Here is a 19,079-nt window from a genome sequence, read left to right on the forward strand (position 1 = left end):
ACACAGGGGGACGAACTGCGATTCGCCCCCCTGACTCTTTCAATGTAGTGCTAACTAATAACGGATACACACCGATTTGGACTCGGTATAAGCATCCAACCAGTCCGGGCCGAAATCTCGACCACTGCCAGACTGCTTGAAGCCGCCAAACGGCATGTTGGCATCAATTAACGTATGAGTGTTGACCCACACCGTGCCCGCCTGAATGCGTGGCGTATAAGCCATCGCCGCTTGCAGGCTGGTGGTCCACAGGCTGGCCGTCAGGCCATAGTCGGTATCGTTGGCCTTCTGTAGCGCCTCCTCGGCATCCGCTACGCGGATCAGGTTGACGACCGGGCCAAACACTTCTTCCCGTGCCAGGTTCAGGCTGTCATCGGGATTGATCACCAGCGTTGGGGGAATATAGAAGCCTTGCAAGTCAGGCCCGGCGGCTCCGGTGATCAACTCGGCGTGTTTGTTGCGGGCGTCATCCAAATAGGCGGCCACCTTGTTGCGGTGTTCTTTGGACACCAGCGGGTTGATCTGGGCGTTGCCATCCATCCCCGGCCCGACAGAAAGCGACTTCACTGCCTGCTCAAAACCGGCGACCAGCCGATCGTAAATCGGGGCTTCAATATAGATACGTGAGCTGGCGGCGCAGACCTGCCCCTGGTTGAGGAAGCTGCCGGCCATCAACCCTTCGATCACCTGCTGCAGATCGGCATCTTTCAGCACGATGGCCGGGTTTTTACCGCCTAACTCCAGCGTGACGCGGGTCAACCGATCCGCCGCCGCGCGTGCGATCCCTTTCCCCACCGGCGTGGAGCCGGTAAAGCTCACTTTGGCGATCAGCGGATGTTCCGTCAGCGCCTTACCGCAGATAGCTCCTTTGCCGGTCACCACGTTGAATACGCCCGGTGGCACGCCTGCCTCGCTGGCTAGCTCAGCTATACGCAGCAGGGTAAGAGGCGTCGTTTCAGACGGTTTGATGACGATGGAACAGCCTGCGGCCAGCGCTGGCATTACCTTCCACATGCCAATCAGCAGTGGGAAGTTCCAGGGGACAATCCCGGCTACTACGCCGATCGGCTCCTTGCGGGTATAGACCTGATATTTGGCTCCCGGCGGCATCGGAATGGAGACATCCAGGGTGTGGCCGACGATCTTGGTGGTCAGCCCGGCGGTATAGCGCATCCAGTTCAGCGTGCAGCCCACTTCAAAGGCGCGGGAGATGTTGATGGATTTACCCTGTTCCAGGGTTTCCAACTGGGCCAACTCCTCGGCGTGTTGCTCAACCAGATCGGCGAAGCGCAGTAAAATGCGCTCACGTTCGGCGGGCAGGCGTTGTGCCCAAACGCCAGCGGTAAAGGCCTGATGGGCCGAGGTGACCGCCAGCTCCACGTCGGCGGCGTTGGCATCGGCGGTGCAGGAGATTTGTTTGCCGTCGGCTGGGTTATAGACCGCCAGCCGCGATTCGGCCTGTGAGGTTTGCCATTGGCCGTTGATATACAGGCCGTGCTGACGATCGAGGAAACGGACTACGCTGTCCAGTATGGTCACATTAGGCATACGCCCTCCTAAGGGAATAAACGGATCGTTACCCTTAACAGTCTATAGCGTTATGCCCAACGCGGTTTTCATCTGCCTGACAATGGGTTTGTACTGCGTGACACTTTCGGGCTATTTACGCGCCAGCAAGGTAGCGAAACGCAGTTTGATGCGGTTGCCCTCGGCATCGACGCGGTGCAGCTCGCCGGGGTTCTCGTTATATTTGATGATCTCCCAATCCTGATAATAGTCTGCTAACTCATCCGGTTTGAAGGTGAATGAGAAGGGCACCGTACAGGGATAATCTGGCGTATCCATGGCCGCGACGATCAGGTTGTAGCCTCCTTTGACCGTGCTGTCTTGCATATTGCGCACGATGTGTGGGATCTGCTGGCGGTCCAGGAACATAAACACCACGGTAGACAGGATAAAGTCGTACTGGCCACTAAAGCGGTGAGTATTGAGATCCTGCTCACTGGCGCTGATATGTGCAAGCTGCTCGGTGGCTATGATCTGGTTTATCGCGGCGATTGACGCGGCATTTTTGTCCCAGGCGGTAACATCAAAACCTTTCAGGTTAAGATACAGCGCATTGCGGCCGCTGCCGCAGCCCAGATCCAGCGTTTTGCCGGGCGCGATCAGTTTGGCTGCCTCAAGGACTTCGGAATGGGTGGCCGTCAGGGAGTATTTTTGGGTGTAGTAGTTTTCTGGCAGGGGGGGCTGCTGATCCATCATGGTGTTCCTCTATATTTGATGCATGTAAAATACATCTTTAATGGCCTTTTGCCTAGCCGTTGAGAGGATCACAGTATACCCGTTCAGTTTGGCCTGGCGGTATCCCTGCGCCAGGCCCTGGTTTTATCAGCCAATGCGCCTTGGGTTGTGCAGCCCAAAGTTAAAGCTGTTGCAGCGGCGGCAGAACTCTTTCATCGCCGGTGGGGAATCCATCCTCGGCAACTTCACCTCGATAAACGCCAACTGGTCCTGACGCGAAGCCTGCTCCAGCGCCATCTCCAGCTGTTGGCTGGTTGCTACTGCGACGCAAAACGCCTGGGTCTGCGGGCTTAGCACCGCCGGGAGTCTGGCGTAATCCCACGAACCGATATCGTTATAAGACGACGTTTCGCCAAGGATATAGCGCTCAATGGTGTAACCGTCGTTATTGATCAGAAAGACGATCGGCTTTTGCTGATGGCGTAACAGCGTTGAGAGTTCCTGGGCGGTGAGCTGGAAGGAGCCATCACCAATAAACAGCAACTGCCGCCGTTGGGGTGCGGCCATCATCGTACCGAGCAACGCCGGTAAGGTATAGCCGATCGATCCCCAAATCGGTTGGTTGACCACGGTAACGCCGTTTGGCATCCGCATGCCGCCGATCGCTGCGCCAGAGGTGCCATTTTCGACAACCAGCACGTCATCCGCCTGAATAAAACGCCGTATCCGCTGCCAGAAATAGTCCTGATCGAGCGGTTCGCTGCTTGGCGTCGCCAGTTTTTGCTGCGGTCCGGATAGTGGCTTCAGCGGCGGCAGGCTGGTGGCAGGCGCTTTCTCCAGTAGAGCATGCAGCAGTTCGCTTGCCGTTACCGCCGGATAGGAGAGGTTATCCAGCTTCAGCGAGAAAGGCTGAATATCCACCACCGACTGCTCTGGGATCTGCTGGCTGAAATAACCGGTGGTGGAATCCACCAGGCGTACGCCAAAGCTGAGGATGCAGTCTGACTCGGCCATCAGCTCAAACAACTCGGGGCGAGACAGATCGCCGTTGTAGCCGCCTTGCCAGCCCGGCGTGTTCTCTGAGATCGCACATTTTGCCGTGGGCATATTGGTTAGCGGGATGGCGAATTTATCCGCCAACGCTAACACCTGCGTTTGAAGGTGATATCGTTCGACCATCTGATCGATCAGGATGATTGGCCGTTTAGCACGGCTAATCCGTGCGAGCAGGGCTGCGCTGGCAAGCTGAAGATGGCTGGCATCGCTGCTTGGCAAACGATATGGGGCGGGGTTATCGGCAACCTCAATTTCCACTTCACAAATGTCTGAAGGTAGCTGCAGGTAAACCGGCTTCTTACGTTGCCAAGCGCAGGCAATGACCCGCGGGATCTCCGTTGCGGCATTTTCCGGGGTGATGAGCGCCTGCGCCACGGTAAACTGCCGGAAACAGTTCATCACGTTATCAAAATTGCCGTCTGCCAGAGAGTGGTGCAGCAGCGCATTGCCCTGCATGGCGTGCAGCGGTGGTGTACCTGCAATGCAAATCACCGGAGCTGATTCCGCATAGGCTCCGGCAATGCCGGAAAGGGCCGCCAGATCGCCCACGCCATAGGTGGTGATCAACGCCCCGGCGCCTTTGAGACGGGCATAGCCATCGGCGGCGTAAGCGGCGTTAAGCTCGTTACAGTTGCCAATGAATTCGCACTCTTGGTCATGCTCGATGGTTTCCAGCAGCGCCAGGTTGTAATCGCCGGGCACGCCGTAGATGCGATCCACTTTCAGGGCACGCAGCTGTTGCAGGATGAATGAACCTATGGTGATCCTCATTGATTGCTCCACATTCACGTCAATTTATTGTTATTTAACCGTGCGCAGCAGGGAACGGCTGGCGATGTCGCGCGGTTAATCGTTGAAAATGCGAGTCGCTTGTAGGGCGTCAGCATTAACAGTTGGTGAAAGTGGTGGCTTGTTCAAGTTGAGCGGGTTTGGGGAAGGATTGCTTATCGTATCAAGGAGTTTACGACCCCAAAGGGGTAGCAAGAACGGTTTTCGCAGGGGGCGGTACTTTTCTTGCATTGATGGCCGCTGAAAATCGCGGCAAGGGCAGAAGGGAAACGCCAGATAGGTACTTTCCGCCATCTTCACTTCTCTCCTGGCTGGGCGTCAATTTTTCGCTACGCCAGGAGGAAGATAATTTAGAGTGGGAGAGTGGCGCTCAGAAGAACATAATCCAGGCCGCCGAAATCGGCATCGCCAACACCAATGCTGGCAGCATATTGGCTACCGGGAACAGCTTGATGCCGCAGATGCGCAAGCCGGTGGCCAACATCATTAATCCGCCAACGGCAGAGAAATCGGCCTGCATTGCCGGTGTGGTCAGCGGCAAAATGAACACGGCACCAAACGCCAGCGCTAACTGGATGACCAACTGCGGGACGGCGATCAGCGCCACGGCCAGGCCAAGCGTGGAAGCAAAAATCAGCGCGGTGAACAGATCGAGGAAAGATTTGGCGATCAGCACGCTGGCATCTCCGGTCATCCCTTCGTGCATCGAGCCAAAGATGCCGGTGCCGCTGGCACAAAACAGCACGATAATGGCGACATATGCCTCCAGAAACTCTTTCTGGTCCTCTCTGACAGCGCCTTTGGGGGACATCAGATTACGGGCCCAGCCTGCGATGCGGCTGATGCCCCGTTCGATGTAACAAAGCTCGCCAAGCAGAGCTCCCAGCACCAGTGCCAATACCATCACTGGCATATGCGCTACCTTGCCGATCAGCACTACGCCCATCCCCATCGAGGTAATACCAAAGGTCATTGGCAATGCCAGGCGCACCCGCTCCGGTAGTCTATGGCCCAACATTGCCCCTGCAATGCCACCGGCCAATATTGCTGCACCATTAATAAATGGACCAATAACCATACTTATCCCCCCGGCAAATAAAAGCTAAGGTTCCTCCATAAGTCGTTGAGGTGCAAGCAGGATAACCGGAGTTTTCTGACAGACAACGCGTATCCAGGCGCATAACTTGAGCACGTATGCCGCTAGCACGCCATCGCGCACCAAACTTAACCGTCTCTCAACGAGGGGCGATAAAAGCATCGGACCAGTAAGATACGGCTTGCTCAGGCTAGGACGATCGGTAAGAATCCCCGGCTTTATTTTTACAGGAGTTGCGAAATGGTGGTTAAAAGGATCTTGTTGGCCGGGGCGTTGGCGTTGATATTTCCTGCAGTGCCCTCATACGCCGAGGTTGGTGCGGAAAATAGCAATGTGCATGTTGAAGAACAGGGCTGGTGGGGGCGCTTTACCGGCAACGTGGCGGAAACCTGGAACAACTCGCCCAATAAGGAGCTCTATCTCCCGGCGATCACCTGGCACAACCGCTGGACCTACGATAAGGAAAAGACCGACGAGTACAACGAGCGTCCTTGGGGGGCTGGCTATGGCATCTCACGCTTTGATGCCGATGGTGATTGGCACGCGATCTACTTTATGGCGTTCAAAGATTCCTTCAACAAATGGGAGCCGATCGGCGGTTATGCTTATGAGAAGATCTGGCGGCCGATTGAAGGGGAGGATTTCCGTCTGGGGCTGGGGTTTACCGCCAGCGTGACCGCGCGTGACAACTGGAAATATATCCCGATCCCCGCGCCGCTGCCGTTGGCCTCGATCGGCTATAAGCAACTGACCTTCCAGGCCACCTATATTCCCGGTACCTACAACAACGGTAACGTGTTCTTCGCCTGGTTACGCTGGCAGTTCTGATGATTTGCCGAAATTCTGAAAAATGCACGGCAGCCCGAAGAAACGGAACTTGTCGGTTGGTAAGGCGTCCGAGCTAAGCGTGGTGTTGATTGCGCCGTCATTTTGCAGTTAAACAGGAGTCTTGCCGTTATGAATACCAAACATCGCTTATTGTTGGCCCTGAGCTTGACCACGGTAATGGCTACGGGCAGTGCCCAGGCCGCCGGGTTGATGGACTCCCTCAGCAGTGCCGCCACAGAACTGAGCAAATCGGGTGGCAGCACCAGCAACGGTGGCATGTCGCTGTCTTCGCTGAGTGGATTACTCAACGGCGGTGATAAAGCATTGAGTTCCTCCAGCATGACCAACGCCGCAGGGATCTTGCAGTACTGCGTGCAGAATAACGTTCTATCGGCGAACGGCACCGAAGCGGTGAAAGACCAACTGCTGAATAAACTGGGCATCACCAGCACGGCCAATGCCAACAGTGAAGATTATCAGCAAGGTCTGGGTGGCCTGTTGAATACCGGCAAGGGCAACACGCTGGATCTCAATAGCCTTGGCACCTCCCAAATCACCGAGAAGGTGAAGCAGAAAGCCTGCGATCTGGTGCTCAAGCAGGGTATGTCCTTTATTTCCTGATCCCCTAGGGACAGCGATGCTCCTACTCAACTCACGGTGAAGATAATCTCAATGTACAAGATGCTGATACTTTCTCTTTTCGCTAGTGTGGCTTTGTTACAGGGGTGTACGGTGAAAACCCATGATGATGCGCCTGCGCCGCCCAAGGTGATTGGCATGGCGAATCCGGCAGATGTGTATTGCAGCCAGATTGGCGGCAAGCTTAACCCCAAACAGAATGCTCAGGGGCAGTACTCCACCTGCACCTTGCCTGATGGGCAAGAGATCGACAGCTGGGAGCTGTTCCGCCGCGACCATCCAGCGAAAAAATAACCCGGTAGGACGGTGCTAGAACTCCCTATCACTGATTGGATGATATTGGCCTGGCCCCTCATCTGAAAAGGTTAATGGTAGCCTGCCATCGGGCCGATCTGCCACCGAGAGGGCCGTGCGGAAGCTACAGCCGCTGTGGATGTTTTTCACCTTCATCACATAGCGGCCGTTGGGCTCCAGCTTGATATTGAAGCTGCTGGCGGCGGGGAGGAACACCTCGGCCAGCAACTGCTTGGTGGTGTTCTCCAGTTTGACCAACACGGCAAATTCATTGTGCTGATTATCCAGCGTCAACGTCTGCAATTTGCTGCCGGCTTGCCAATCTGGCTCATGCAGATAACCTGCCGAAGCGGGCCATGGGCTGCCCTGATTGTCTGGCAACGGCCCAACGCAGTGTTGGCGAGCCTCCCGTAACGGGACTTCCCGTTGGGTCACGTAATTCTGTGGCGTGGCAAGGGTAAAACTCTCCTCCTGTACGACTTCACTCAAATGGTGTTTAGCCAGCAAAACCCCGGCTGCAACCAGCATAAAGAAGATCAACAGAGTCAGTCGATTGCGGAAGATCGGTGCCAATAACCTGCCCGGCAGTTGAAACAGCCAGCTTGCAACTCTCAATAGCATTGTTTTTCCTTTCAAGCCGCAACTTGCCTTTCAATGGGTGATTAATCAGAGCGTTACATCTGCGTTAACGTAACTTTTTCCAGTATAGCCAACATCCTGGCGGCGAAAATCGCCAAAAGCGCTTTTTATAGAAAACCATTGTACGTTTGTGTTCGTTTGTATACATTTGTGTTCATTATCACTTCGCCGGACCTTCAGAATGTCAAAACTGCTGCCCAATGAGCGCCACCAGGCCATCCTTGCCACCTTGCAACAGCAGGGGCGAGTGCTGGCGATCGAAATGGCGGCGCAGCTGCATACCACTGAGGCCACCATCCGCCGCGATCTGCGCCAACTCGCGGCGCAAAACCTGTGCAAACGGATCTATGGTGGGGCGTTGGCGCTCACGCCTGCCGGTGGCTATATGGCCGAGCGGGTTGAGATTAGTGGCGATGAGAAACATCGGCTGGCCCAGGCAGCCTTGCCTCTGATCCAGACCGGGCAAGTGATCTTTCTTGATGCGGGCAGTACCTATCTTTATCTGGCCGATCTGCTGCCCCGCGATCGGCAACTCACCGTGGTGACCAATGCGTTAAGTGTGGCCAGCCGCCTGCTGGAACGCCCTGGGATACGTACTATTTTGATAGGCGGTGAGCTAGATGCAGAAATCGGCGGCAGCGTCGATGCCAAGGCATTGGCCGAGATTGCCTCGTTTCGTTTCGACATCGCCTTCACCGGCGTCTGTGCTTACGATCCCGACAGTGGCTTTACCGCGCTGCGCTATCAGGAGGCGCAGTTCAAGAAGCAGATGCTGGCACGCGCTGGCAACGTCGCGGTGCTGTGTACCCGTGACAAGTTCAATACCTACGCGCCTTATACGCTAATGCCCGCCAGCCAGGTCGATTATCTGGTGATTGCCCGTGGCGGCCATGCGCAACTCGAGCAGCAGGTCACTCTCAGCGGTGGCAACGTGCTGTATATTCCCGCAGATGATGGAGAGTGAAGATGAAAATCGCCCATGTTGCCCTATGGACAGAGGATATTGAGGCTCAGGTCGGCTTCTGGCTGCGCTATTTCAATGGCGTAGCAGGGGAGGAGTATGTGAGCAAGAATCGCCCAGGTTTTATCTCACGTTTTGTTCAACTGGCGGATGGCCCCGCGCTGGAGATCATGTGCGTTCCTGGCCTGTTGCCGGGGGGGAAAGGGGAGGAACGCGTTGGCTGGGCCCATATTGCACTGTCGCTCGGTAGCGAGGCGTTGGTGGATGAACTGGCACAGCGGGCCAAGCAAGAGGGGATTTTGCAGGCGGCACCGCGCTGGACCGGTGATGGCTTTTATGAGGCCATCATTCGCGATCCAGACGGCAACGCGATCGAAATCACCGCCTGATCACGCTTCCTCCAGGGCGGCAAACTGCTGAGCCAGAAAATCTATCAGCAGCCGTACCGCTGGCAGCATGCCACGGCGTGAGGGATAGACAATGTGGATCACGCCGCCCTGAGGTTGCCAGCCGGGCAACAGCTGCACCAGATCGCCCCGCAGGATCTCATCGTGCATCATCATGGTCGGCAGTTGAACGATACCGGCCCCAGCAATCGCCGCGGTACGCAGCATCAGCATATCGTCGGTGACCAGTCTGGGCTGATGCTCCCACTGGAATGTTTGCCCCTCCGTGCCGCTGAGTTGCCATTGATGCTGCGTTCTGGCCGGGCCGAGATCGAGCGTTGGGTAGTGCTGTAACCCAGCAGGCGAATCGATAGCGCCGATGGTGCGTACCAATGCCGGGCTGGCTGCGATGCACCAGCTGCGCTGAGCCAGGATTTTCAATACCAGGTCGCTGTCTTCTAACGGCGGTGGCCTGACGCGAACCGCCAGATCCAACCCTTCACCCACCACATCGACCCGGCGGTTGGTCGCCTCCAGATGTACGGTCACCCGTGGATAATCCGCCATAAACCTGGCCACCATGCTACCGATACGCGTATGCAACATCGCCACCGGGCAAGACATGCGTACCGTGCCGCAAGGTTCTGCGCGGGTCTGTTCGATCGCCTGCTGTGCTGCTTCGGCCTCAACCAGCATCGCCTTGCAGTGCACATAATAGCTTTGCCCCAAATCGGTTACCGAGAAACGCCGGGTTGAACGCTGGATCAGGCGTACGCCAAGCCGTTCTTCCAACTGCGCTACGCGGCGGCTGAGCTTCGATTTGGGAATGCCCAGCGCACGCCCTGCCGGGGCAAATCCCTGATGGTCTACCACGCTGGCGAAGAAATACAGATCGTTCAGGTCTGTCTGCATCGGTGCCCTTATCGTTCTATTAATAGAACACTGAGTGTATATCTTGCCGACTACTGCGGCAAATCGCCTTGGACTAAACTTCAGTCATCAACGTTTGGCCGCGAGGCCTGCAACAGGAGTTTAAGATGAAAAAGATCCTTGGTGTTTATAACAGCCCGGAAGCTCACTGGGTCGGCAACGGTTTTCTGGTGAATTCCCTGTTCTCGTATAACGAGCTGGGTGCAGAGATGAGCCCGTTCCTGCTGCTGGATCACGCTGCGCCAACCAAATTCCGTTCGCACAGTGGCCGACGTGGCGTGGGGCAGCATCCCCATCGCGGGTTTGAAACGGTCACCATTGTCTATCAGGGCGAAGTAGAGCATCGCGATTCCACTGGCAGCGGTGGGGTGATCGGTCCTGGCGATGTGCAGTGGATGACGGCAGCGTCAGGCATCTTGCACGAAGAGTTTCATTCCAAAGACTTTTCGCAGAAAGGGGGCACCATAGAAATGGTGCAACTGTGGGTCAACCTGCCAGCCAAAGACAAAATGGCGGCGCCGGGTTACCAGACTTTGCTGAACCAGGATATTCCTGTCGTGCCTCTGGCGGATAACGCCGGGCAGGTCAGGGTGATTGCCGGGAACTACGGCGGTCATGCTGGCCCAGCGCGTACCTTCAGCCCGATCAACGTGTGGGATATGAAGCTGAACGCCGGGCGTACCACCACCTTGCGGGTGGAAGAAGGGCATACGCTGGCCGTGGTCATGCTGCACGGGGCGATTCTGGTTAACGGCGAGCAGATTGTGCGGGAAACGCAAATGGTGCTGCTGGATCGCGCTGGCGACTCCATCACCCTTGAGGCAAATGGTGACGTCAGCTTGCTGGTGCTGAGTGGTGAGCCTATCGATGAGCCTATTGTCGGTTACGGCCCCTTCGTGATGAACAACGAGGCGGAGATCCAACAGGCTTTCCGTGATTTCAACAGCGGTCAGTTTGGCGCGATGCCGCTGACTACCACAGGCAGCAATCAATAACCTCTGTGTCCCGGTATGGAAAACGTTCTCCGTATCGGGCGCATATTGCAAGACAACCTCTGTATCGTGGCCCTATTCGTCGGGCCGATCTTACCCTTAGGAAGGAGTTGTAACATGACAGCAAATTACAAGCGTCTCGATAAAGACCAGGCCGCCGTGCTGCTGGTGGATCATCAGGCTGGGCTGCTATCACTGGTACGCGATATCGATCCCGATCGTTTCAAGAACAACGTATTGGCTCTGGGTGACCTGGCAAAATACTTCAATCTGCCGACCATCCTGACCACCAGTTTTGAAACTGGCCCCAATGGTCCTTTGGTGCCCGAGTTAAAGGCCCAGTTCCCTGATGCGCCTTATATCGCACGCCCTGGTCAGATTAACGCCTGGGACAATGAAGACTTCGTTAAGGCAGTTAAAGCCACTGGCCGCAAACAGTTGATTATTGCTGGCGTAGTAACGGAGGTCTGCGTGGCGTTCCCGGCATTGTCGGCACTGGCTGAAGGTTTTGAGGTCTTTGTGGTGACCGATGCCTCCGGTACCTTTAACGAGTTGACGCGGCAATCCGCATGGAGCCGCATGGAAGCCGAAGGGGCGCAGTTAATGACCTGGTTCGGCGTGGCTTGCGAATTGCACCGTGACTGGCGTAATGATATCGAAGGCTTGGGGACGCTGTTTGCCAACCATATTCCAGACTATCGTAACCTGATGACCAGCTACAGTGCGCTGACCTCAGGCAAGTGATCGGTGTGGCGCAGCTACCAGGCTGCGCCCTGTTCTAATAAAACGTCTCCCCAAATCCTCCCTCTCTTTGCTCAACGGGCAACGTATTGAAATTTACGCTTCTTTACTGAGAAACCGATTGAAAATTCAGCGGTATTTCCCCATATAATGGAGTGTTAATTTCACAAGGAGCGCGTATGGGAATCAGTGAAGAAGAAGCACTCCGCCGGTTGAGTCTAGAAAAAAATGCCGTCGGCAATTCGGCGAAATGGGTGGCAATTGTTTCAGCCGCTTACTTTGCTCTGATGGCGTTTTATGGCCATCCCACTGGCGTATTGGCCATGTCCGGTGCCATTTTTGTGGTTTCAACCACCACCTGGCTGAAGAAACGCCAGAAAGTCAAAGCCTACCGCCAGGTTCTGGCGAAGATTGACAGTGACCAAACCCCCTAACGCCGTTTGCCAGGCGCAATAATTTTTTAGCGGGTTAGCATAACGGCATTAACATAACCAACTTCAACCCGCTGTGCTCTGCCGGGTAGAACGTTACCTGCTGAAAATGTCGCTCCCCCTGCTGTGGGTGGCTGAAGGTACGTTCACCGCCTTCACGGGCCATCACGTCCTGCTGCTTCCACCAATGGTGAAATGCTTCGCTGTTGTGGGTCATATTGCGCACAAAGGCGCGTATCTCTTCCGTTCCCTGATGATGGCTGGTTTCGGCACGAAACTCGGCCACCACTCGTCGAGCCCGATTTTCCCAGTCACTGACTAGCACCTTCGCCTGAGGGTGAAAAAACATGAAGTGCAGCAGGTTGGGGGTTTTTGCCTGCTTAAGCCAATCGCAGAACAGTTCCTCCGCCTGTGGGTTCCAGGCCATCATATTCCAGGTGAGATCGAGCAGATAACAGGGCACGGTCATTTGGTGCACGCTTTGCAGCACGGCGGCATTAACCGTTTCCTGCGGCTGTTCTTTTTCAGGATCGGTGATATGTGCCAGGGTAAACAGGTAGTGCCGCTCGGCATGACCCAGCCGTAACGCCGTGGCGATGCGTGCCAGCGTATAGGGGGAAATTGACACCTCGCGCCCCTGTTCTATCCAGGTATACCAGGTGGCGCTGATGCCGCTGATTTGTGCCAGCTCTTCTCGGCGCAAACCACTGGTGCGGCGGCGTGTTGCGGTGGGCAGGCCCAGCATTTCTGGCGTGATCCGCTCGCGGTGTGCACGCAAAAAGGCACCTAGGGCTTTCTGGCTGGATATTGCGTCTGATTCCATTAGGGTGGTACCTGTTTATACTAGGATAACTGCTCATATTGTACCCGTATAGCTGCTTGATTATAGTCATTACCAGCCATCTCGGCACCGGCGTAAGCCAGATAATAATGGGAGCAGTTATGAGCATCAGCAACAGCCATAAAAATGCGGTCGACCGCCAGTTTGGCGAACAGGCCAATGCCTACCTGACCAGCGCGGTACATGCGCAAGGGAAAGACCTGCAACGCCTGGCCAAGCTGTTGGCGGGGAGCACCGATGCCCGCTTACTCGATCTGGGGTGTGGGGCAGGGCACGCCAGCTTTACCGCTGCGGCCTATGTCGGGCAGGTGGTGGCGTACGATCTGTCGGCGCAGATGCTGACGGTGGTCGGCAACGCGGCGCAGGAAAAAGGATTGGACAATATTCAGCTGCAGCAGGGCGTAGCGGAGTCGTTACCCTTTGATGATGCCAGCTTTGACGTGGTGATCAGCCGCTACTCGGCACACCATTGGCACGATGTGGGTCGGGCACTGCGTGAAGTTAAACGGGTATTGAAACCGGGCGGGCGAGCCATCTTTATGGATGTGGTTTCCCCGGGGCATCCGTTATTGGATATCTATCTGCAAACGGTCGAAGTGCTGCGGGATACTTCGCACGTGCGCAACTATGCACCAGGTGAGTGGCTGAGCATGTTGACCGAGTCTGGGTTGTTGGTGCGGGAAGTCACGACCGATCGTTTGGATCTGGAGTTCAGCAGTTGGGTGGCGCGGATGCGGACGCCTGAACATTTTGTCACGGCGATCCGTGCGTTACAGCAGGGGGTAGCAGAAGATGTTAGCCAACACTTTGCGATTCAGGCCGACGGTTCATTTACCAGTGACATCATGATGTTCGAAGCGGTGAAAGGTTAAAATTTCAGGGCAGCCGTTGCGGGCTGCCCTGAAAATCCATGCTTACTTCTTGTCTTCTAACAGGCAACGGTAGATCAAACCACCGATAACACCGCCGATCAGCGGTACCAGCCAGAATACCCACAGCTGTTGCAACGCCCAGGTACCCTGGAAGATTGCCACGGCGGTACTACGTGCCGGGTTAACTGAGGTATTGGTAACAGGAATACTGATCAGGTGGATCAGCGTCAACGCCAGGCCGATGGCCAAAGGCGCAAAGCCTGCCGGTGCGCGTTTATCGGTCGCACCATGGATAACGATCAGGAAGAATGCAGTCAATACTAGTTCAATAATGATGGCGGCCTGCAAAGAATAGCCACCCGGTGAATGCTCACCGTAGCCATTAGAGGCTAAACCGCTGGCAGTTGCATCAAACTCGGCTTTTCCGCTGGCAACAAAATAAAGTACCGCGGCGGCAGCAATACCACCAATTACCTGAGCAACCACATAGGGAATAACATCTTTGGCAGGGAAACGGCCGCCTGCAAATAATCCCATTGTGACCGCTGGGTTAAAGTGCCCACCAGAAATATGGCCGACAGCGTAGGCCATGGTTACCACGGTAAGGCCGAACGCTAAAGCCACACCAGCAAAACCAATACCTAATTGAGGAAACGTTGCGGCCAGCACTGCGCTACCACAACCACCGAACACCAACCAAAAAGTACCGAAAAATTCGGCAAAAAGTCGCTTTGACATAGATTCCATCCTGCTGGGGGAACAAACTAACGGGTGTTAGCACTAAAACTATAGAGCACCTTTTTAATATTGGAGTGGTCTAAAGCATAAATTTTCGCGCACACCTTCGATGACGGCCGGTATTAAAGCCCTAACTTTTTATTTTGTCTATGCGAAAGCGATTATTTTAAGAAATTATCCTCCTTTTGCTGTTTTTTTATCTTGGCGGTAGGTAATTTTCTTATTTCTTATGGGATTAATCATCTGTTTTATTTGTCTCGTTGGTTAATTCTTATTTTTCAATTTGTTTTTATCACTCAATAATGATGGGCTGATTGTTTATTTCTATTTGTTATCCGCTCATTTAGATCCTGCTGTCATGAAAGTGTCACTGTCGATGGTTAGGCTCTCAGGCTGTTACTTTCCCTTACAAAGAGTTAATGCTATGAGAATCAAACCGCTTGGCGTGTTGTTGGCCTCTGTATTACCGCTGTTGTCCCATGCTGCCGATATTGGCGTTGCTCGTTACAGCGTCAACTTTCCTGATGGCGATCGCGTGGGCTATTCCGGCGCTTTTGCCAGCCAGTTTCCCAATGGGCTACCGGTAGGGATTGGTTCCGGGCTGGTATTTAATGGCCAGGAAGGAGGGGATCTACTGCTGACCACCGTGACCGATCGTGGCCCGAACGCCGATGCGCCAGCAGTCGGCAAACAGGAGGCCAAGATTTTTGCCAATCCGGCTTTTGTTCCCCTATTGATGGAAATCCGTATTGGTGGCGGTAAGGCCGTTGCCACCCAAGCTCGTCCTCTGCACGATGATAAAGGCCCTATTAGCGGCTTGCCGTTGCCTGGCAACCTGATTGGCTCAACGAATGAAGTGGCATTGACGGATACGCTCAAGCCGTTGCCGAGTGACAAACGCGGGTTGGATACCGAAGGGATCACGCCAGACGGCAAAGGAGGCTATTGGCTGTGTGATGAATATGGCCCCTTCCTGATCCATATCGATGGCCAGGGTAAAATTCTGGCGAAATATGGCCCAACGCCGTTAGCGGGTGAGCAGGCGGTTGCCAGCGGTCTGCCTAACATCATTAAATGGCGTCAACCGAACCGGGGTTTTGAAGGCGTAACCCGGTTGCCGGATGGGCGGATCCTGGCCGCGGTGCAGAGCACGCTGGATATCGATGGCAAGAGCAAAAACCAGGCGCAGTTTACCCGTTTGGTCAGCTTTGACCCTGCCAGTGGCAAAACGGCGATGTATGGTTATCCGATCGATATCACCCGTTACCAGAAAGCCAAAGATGCCAAGATTGGCGATATCGTGGCGGTCGATAATCAACACATCCTGCTGATCGAACAGGGCAGTGACAAAGACAAACAGATGATGAACAAGATCTATCTGGTTGATCTCAGCCAGGCCAGCGATCTGACATCGTTCGACGGCCAGGGTAAGGCGTTGGAATTTGCTGATTCCAGCGAATTGGCCAAGCGCGGGGTGAAGCTGGCCCAGAAACGTGAAGTGGTCGATCTGCGTAAACTGGGTTGGCAGCAGGAGAAGGTAGAAGGATTGGCGTTGATCGACAACCGCACACTGGCGGTGATTAACGACAACGATTTTGGTTTGCAGGCCAAGCTGGTCAACGCCGAGCCTGAAGGGAAGAAGATTGGTGACTATCAGCTGGATCAGCAAGGGAAATTGAGTTTGGCAGGTAAACCGGTAAACACGACGATTGAATTGCGTCCATTGGCACAGCCTGAGTCCTTGAGCGAACTGTGGGTGTTAACCCTGCCAGAGCCATTGCGCTGAACGGGCGTAGCAAGTCGATAGAGGAATGTCTGCCGGATAATTGGGCCAGGTTTGGCTCAATTATCCGTTGAGCGGGTGCAGGGAGAAGGAAAATTGCTTTAAAATAAACTGGGTTATCTCACTCGACTAAATATAATTATTAATTTTTTCAAATAGAGCGTAAAATTTGCGCTATAAATAAAGTTATGCGCTATCAGGAAATACCCACTCTCACTTTCTCCTTACTTTGCTCACAATGATTGAGCTTCTTTACATTGGATGACGTCTGTTTTCAATGGTTAACTCATAATTAACCTCACTGAGAACGAGTTCAAATGAAAATAACGGAGTCAATCATGAAACTATTACCATGCATCGCAGCAGCACTGATCGCCACCGCTTCATTCTCCACCATGGCCGCTACCATGGGCGCCAAACAGGTTGATAGCGCTCAAGCCAACAGCATGCAGAGCATCGGCGTGGTGTCAGTTTCCGGTATCAGCGGCTCACCGGATGACGCTATCCATGCGTTGAAACAAAAAGCGACTGAAGACGGCGCAACGCACTATCGAATCATTGGCCTGGATAATCCAGGGGATTCCAGCGCTTGGCGCGGTACTGCAGAAGTTTATCGTTAATTAAGTCACGATAAATAGTGAAGTGGCCAATTAGGTTGGCCAATATAAATTACCCTATGAATTTCAAGCTGCAGCTAGGCGACAAACTTACTCATCCCCAGGAGCTTATGTTTAGTAAGTGACTGGGGTGTGTAAGTGCAGGTAACAACGCTGCAGCTTGAAAGGCGACGGGTATAGACGGCTGCGGATAATAATCTGTCTAATACTTTGTTGGTTGATTATTATCGCAGCTTTTTTGGTTTTTATTTTATGATGCCTGGTGACACTTGATTACCGGTCACAATCGCTTTTCCATTACCACCACTTCGTCGCCATATTGCTGGCGGCGCTCAATAGTCTGCCAGCCCCAACCGGCGTACAACGCCTCGCTGTGATCGGTGATCAGATGCAGAACGGGATGGCCGCGTTGTTGCGCCGCGCTGACGATCGCCTGCTCCAGGCGCAGGGCAATACCCTGCCGCCGATGATCTGGGTGCACGAAGACACCGGCCAACCAGGGGGAGAGATCCATGCGATGATGGTCGTCACTTGGCCACAGGCTGGCCATCCCCAGTGGGCGTTCGCCATCAATCAGCAGCAGCGTCAGGAAGTCATCGCTGGGTTTGCTGCACAAAGCAAAGCGTTGGCGGGTACGTTCTAACGTGCCACCTCGTTGTGAACCCCATTGGCCGAATGCCCAAGCGGCACAGACATCGGCAAAGTGTGGGTAGTCTGTAAGCGTAACAATCTGTTGAGCCATATTTATCCCCCTGTGTTGAGATACCAATTTAGCCTGCAAGGCCGCCGTGTGGCGACTGCTTTTGGCTTTTTATCTGCTGAGGTTGTTCAGGGAAGAGGATGCCGTATCTTCGCTGTTGATTGAATATTTAAATGAGAGTCATTATCATATAGCATCTTATGGCGCTATTGGTGATTTCTGCCTGCGGCAAAATCTGTTTAAATAGCCGGCCGCTAACCAGGAGCCAGATATGAACCTGAAGCTACGCTTGGCACAACCGCAGGATATCCCGCAGTTGGTCGCGGTTGAACGTTCCGCCGCCCAGCTGTTTCGCCAGCAGCCAGAGTTACAGTTTATTGCCGAAGGCGAGGTGATGAGCCCGCAGCAGCACCTCGATTTTATTGCTCAGCAGCGGGAGTGGATGATGGCTAGCCCAACTGAGCAGATCGCCGGTTTTATCGCGGTGCAGCCCTTTGCGCACAGCTGGCATATCGCCGAGCTTTCGGTCGCGGCCGATTGGCAGCGGCAAGGCGTGGGCAAGCGCCTGATCGAAGAGATTGCCGGGCTGGCCTTGCACCAAGGCATCCAACGGTTAACGCTAACCACTTTCGTGCAAGTGGCATGGAATGCACCTTATTACCAGCGCCTTGGCTTTCGCACCATTCCTGTTGCACGGTTGGATGCGTATCTACAGCATCTTCTGGAGCAAGAGGTAGAGCATGGGTTTGCTGCCAATAGCCGCTGTGCTATGGAATTTACACTATCGTAAAGATTGAAATACAGATTCAGGGCGGTATGATGCAGTTACAACGCCAACGCTCGATCGACCTGCGGGCAGGTTCGCAGGCAATCTAATGCATTCAGTCACCGCAAAAGGGACAACCCGTAATGACACAAGCCATTTTTATGGTAGGAGCTCGTGGAGCAGGTAAAACCACGGTCGGCAGTGCATTGGCGCAGGCGCTGGGCTATCGGTTTATCGATACCGATCTGTTTATGCAGCAAACCACGCAAATGAACGTAGCGGAAATGGTCGCACAGGTGGGTTGGCAGGGTTTTCGTCAGCGCGAGACCCAGACCCTGCAAGCGGTGACCCAACCGTCAACCATAGTTGCCACTGGCGGCGGGGCGATCCTGGCCGAAGAGAACCGGCGTTTTATGCGCCAGCATGGCACGGTGATCTACCTGCGTGCCCCAGCCAGCGTATTGGCGCAACGGCTGGCAGAGTTTCCGGAAGAGGGGCAGCGCCCAACGCTCACTGGCCGTCCCATCGCCGAAGAAATGCTGGAAGTGCTGGCGGTACGTGAGGCTCTCTATCAGGAGGCCGCGCACCATGTTATGGATGGCACCGCTAATCCCCAGCAGGTAGTCGAGCAAATCTTGGCGGTCTTGCAAGGCGAGGCGGTGAAGTAACTTTCCCAGGCCACATCTTGTGCCATGATCCCACTGACCAATCCCAACCAACTCGCTATGTGCTGTAGGGG

At 54.5% G+C, this 19,079-nt stretch carries 22 protein-coding genes; 13 read left to right on the top strand and 9 right to left on the bottom strand.

Annotation, left to right across the window (positions count from 1 at the left end; genetic code table 11):
* Positions 1 to 54: 54 nt before the first annotated feature.
* From AC6HVW_RS22005 to AC6HVW_RS22020, 4 genes are all read right to left on the bottom strand, one after another.
* On the bottom strand, positions 55 to 1,548 hold the full coding sequence (locus tag AC6HVW_RS22005; protein WP_071683060.1) for an aldehyde dehydrogenase family protein: 1,494 nt from the start codon (positions 1,546 to 1,548) through the stop codon (positions 55 to 57).
* Positions 1,549 to 1,659: 111 nt separating this feature from the next.
* Positions 1,660 to 2,262: a tellurite resistance methyltransferase TehB gene (gene tehB, locus AC6HVW_RS22010; protein ID WP_390900638.1), complete on the bottom strand. Its 603-nt coding sequence runs from the start codon at positions 2,260 to 2,262 to the stop codon at positions 1,660 to 1,662.
* Positions 2,263 to 2,388: 126 nt separating this feature from the next.
* Positions 2,389 to 4,068, bottom strand: a complete 1,680-nt coding sequence (locus AC6HVW_RS22015) for an alpha-keto acid decarboxylase family protein (protein ID WP_071683058.1) — start codon at positions 4,066 to 4,068, stop codon at positions 2,389 to 2,391.
* 388 nt (positions 4,069 to 4,456) lie between these two features.
* Positions 4,457 to 5,164, bottom strand: a complete 708-nt coding sequence (locus AC6HVW_RS22020) for a DUF554 domain-containing protein (RefSeq protein WP_071683057.1) — start codon at positions 5,162 to 5,164, stop codon at positions 4,457 to 4,459.
* Between the two features lie 258 nt (positions 5,165 to 5,422).
* Here AC6HVW_RS22020 and pagP point away from each other — a divergent pair, with 258 nt between their 5' ends.
* From pagP to AC6HVW_RS22035, 3 genes are all read left to right on the top strand, one after another.
* Positions 5,423 to 6,010 (top strand): lipid IV(A) palmitoyltransferase PagP, encoded by a 588-nt coding sequence (pagP, locus tag AC6HVW_RS22025; protein ID WP_071683056.1) that lies wholly within the window; start codon positions 5,423 to 5,425, stop codon positions 6,008 to 6,010.
* Positions 6,011 to 6,139: 129 nt separating this feature from the next.
* The gene (locus AC6HVW_RS22030) at positions 6,140 to 6,631 is read left to right on the top strand and encodes a YjjA family protein (protein WP_024483881.1); all 492 of its coding nucleotides are present in this window, start codon (positions 6,140 to 6,142) and stop codon (positions 6,629 to 6,631) included.
* A 51-nt stretch (positions 6,632 to 6,682) separates the two neighbouring features.
* Positions 6,683 to 6,943: a putative hemolysin gene (locus tag AC6HVW_RS22035; protein ID WP_071683055.1), complete on the top strand. Its 261-nt coding sequence runs from the start codon at positions 6,683 to 6,685 to the stop codon at positions 6,941 to 6,943.
* Between the two features lie 15 nt (positions 6,944 to 6,958).
* Here AC6HVW_RS22035 and AC6HVW_RS22040 read toward each other — a convergent pair whose 3' ends face one another.
* On the bottom strand, positions 6,959 to 7,564 hold the full coding sequence (locus AC6HVW_RS22040; protein ID WP_071683054.1) for a hypothetical protein: 606 nt from the start codon (positions 7,562 to 7,564) through the stop codon (positions 6,959 to 6,961).
* A gap of 199 nt (positions 7,565 to 7,763) precedes the next feature.
* Between AC6HVW_RS22040 and AC6HVW_RS22045 the strand changes: the two genes are divergently transcribed.
* Both AC6HVW_RS22045 and AC6HVW_RS22050 read left to right on the top strand, forming a co-directional pair.
* Positions 7,764 to 8,546 carry a DeoR/GlpR family DNA-binding transcription regulator gene (locus AC6HVW_RS22045; protein ID WP_071683053.1) on the top strand — a complete coding sequence of 261 codons (783 nt, stop codon included), beginning with the start codon at positions 7,764 to 7,766 and terminating at the stop codon, positions 8,544 to 8,546.
* Positions 8,547 to 8,548: 2 nt separating this feature from the next.
* Positions 8,549 to 8,932 (top strand): VOC family protein, encoded by a 384-nt coding sequence (locus AC6HVW_RS22050; protein ID WP_071683052.1) that lies wholly within the window; start codon positions 8,549 to 8,551, stop codon positions 8,930 to 8,932.
* Here AC6HVW_RS22050 and AC6HVW_RS22055 read toward each other — a convergent pair whose 3' ends face one another.
* Positions 8,933 to 9,841 (bottom strand): LysR family transcriptional regulator, encoded by a 909-nt coding sequence (locus AC6HVW_RS22055; protein ID WP_071683051.1) that lies wholly within the window; start codon positions 9,839 to 9,841, stop codon positions 8,933 to 8,935.
* A gap of 125 nt (positions 9,842 to 9,966) precedes the next feature.
* Here AC6HVW_RS22055 and AC6HVW_RS22060 point away from each other — a divergent pair, with 125 nt between their 5' ends.
* The 3 genes from AC6HVW_RS22060 (at position 9,967) to AC6HVW_RS22070 (ending at position 12,026) form a co-directional block, all read left to right on the top strand.
* On the top strand, positions 9,967 to 10,854 hold the full coding sequence (locus AC6HVW_RS22060; RefSeq protein WP_071683050.1) for a pirin family protein: 888 nt from the start codon (positions 9,967 to 9,969) through the stop codon (positions 10,852 to 10,854).
* Between the two features lie 114 nt (positions 10,855 to 10,968).
* Positions 10,969 to 11,595 carry an isochorismate family cysteine hydrolase YcaC gene (gene ycaC, locus AC6HVW_RS22065; protein WP_065683886.1) on the top strand — a complete coding sequence of 209 codons (627 nt, stop codon included), beginning with the start codon at positions 10,969 to 10,971 and terminating at the stop codon, positions 11,593 to 11,595.
* A gap of 176 nt (positions 11,596 to 11,771) precedes the next feature.
* Positions 11,772 to 12,026 (top strand): hypothetical protein, encoded by a 255-nt coding sequence (locus tag AC6HVW_RS22070; RefSeq protein WP_021180237.1) that lies wholly within the window; start codon positions 11,772 to 11,774, stop codon positions 12,024 to 12,026.
* Between the two features lie 34 nt (positions 12,027 to 12,060).
* On the opposite strand, the gene AC6HVW_RS22075 is transcribed toward AC6HVW_RS22070, so the two are convergent.
* Positions 12,061 to 12,846 carry a helix-turn-helix transcriptional regulator gene (locus AC6HVW_RS22075; protein WP_141131344.1) on the bottom strand — a complete coding sequence of 262 codons (786 nt, stop codon included), beginning with the start codon at positions 12,844 to 12,846 and terminating at the stop codon, positions 12,061 to 12,063.
* 119 nt (positions 12,847 to 12,965) lie between these two features.
* On the opposite strand from AC6HVW_RS22075, the gene AC6HVW_RS22080 reads away from it, so the two are divergent.
* Positions 12,966 to 13,736 (top strand): class I SAM-dependent methyltransferase, encoded by a 771-nt coding sequence (locus AC6HVW_RS22080; protein ID WP_071683048.1) that lies wholly within the window; start codon positions 12,966 to 12,968, stop codon positions 13,734 to 13,736.
* 42 nt (positions 13,737 to 13,778) lie between these two features.
* On the opposite strand, the gene aqpZ is transcribed toward AC6HVW_RS22080, so the two are convergent.
* Positions 13,779 to 14,474, bottom strand: coding sequence for an aquaporin Z (gene aqpZ / locus AC6HVW_RS22085; RefSeq protein WP_071683047.1), 696 nt, complete (start codon positions 14,472 to 14,474; stop codon positions 13,779 to 13,781).
* Between the two features lie 424 nt (positions 14,475 to 14,898).
* On the opposite strand from aqpZ, the gene AC6HVW_RS22090 reads away from it, so the two are divergent.
* Positions 14,899 to 16,260 carry an esterase-like activity of phytase family protein gene (locus AC6HVW_RS22090; protein ID WP_497569667.1) on the top strand — a complete coding sequence of 454 codons (1,362 nt, stop codon included), beginning with the start codon at positions 14,899 to 14,901 and terminating at the stop codon, positions 16,258 to 16,260.
* A gap of 335 nt (positions 16,261 to 16,595) precedes the next feature.
* Positions 16,596 to 16,877, top strand: a complete 282-nt coding sequence (locus AC6HVW_RS22095) for a YdgH/BhsA/McbA family protein (protein WP_071683045.1) — start codon at positions 16,596 to 16,598, stop codon at positions 16,875 to 16,877.
* Positions 16,878 to 17,154: 277 nt separating this feature from the next.
* On the opposite strand, the gene AC6HVW_RS22100 is transcribed toward AC6HVW_RS22095, so the two are convergent.
* Positions 17,155 to 17,616, bottom strand: coding sequence for a GNAT family N-acetyltransferase (locus AC6HVW_RS22100; protein ID WP_071683044.1), 462 nt, complete (start codon positions 17,614 to 17,616; stop codon positions 17,155 to 17,157).
* A 229-nt stretch (positions 17,617 to 17,845) separates the two neighbouring features.
* Here AC6HVW_RS22100 and AC6HVW_RS22105 point away from each other — a divergent pair, with 229 nt between their 5' ends.
* Both AC6HVW_RS22105 and aroL read left to right on the top strand, forming a co-directional pair.
* Positions 17,846 to 18,364, top strand: a complete 519-nt coding sequence (locus tag AC6HVW_RS22105; protein ID WP_071683043.1) for a GNAT family N-acetyltransferase — start codon at positions 17,846 to 17,848, stop codon at positions 18,362 to 18,364.
* A 119-nt stretch (positions 18,365 to 18,483) separates the two neighbouring features.
* A complete protein-coding gene (aroL, locus tag AC6HVW_RS22110) occupies positions 18,484 to 19,008 on the top strand; it encodes a shikimate kinase AroL (RefSeq protein WP_021805524.1) in 525 nt (174 codons plus the stop codon).
* Positions 19,009 to 19,079: the final 71 nt, after the last annotated feature.

The sequence above is a fragment of the Serratia sp. NCCP-200 genome (genome assembly GCF_059697885.1).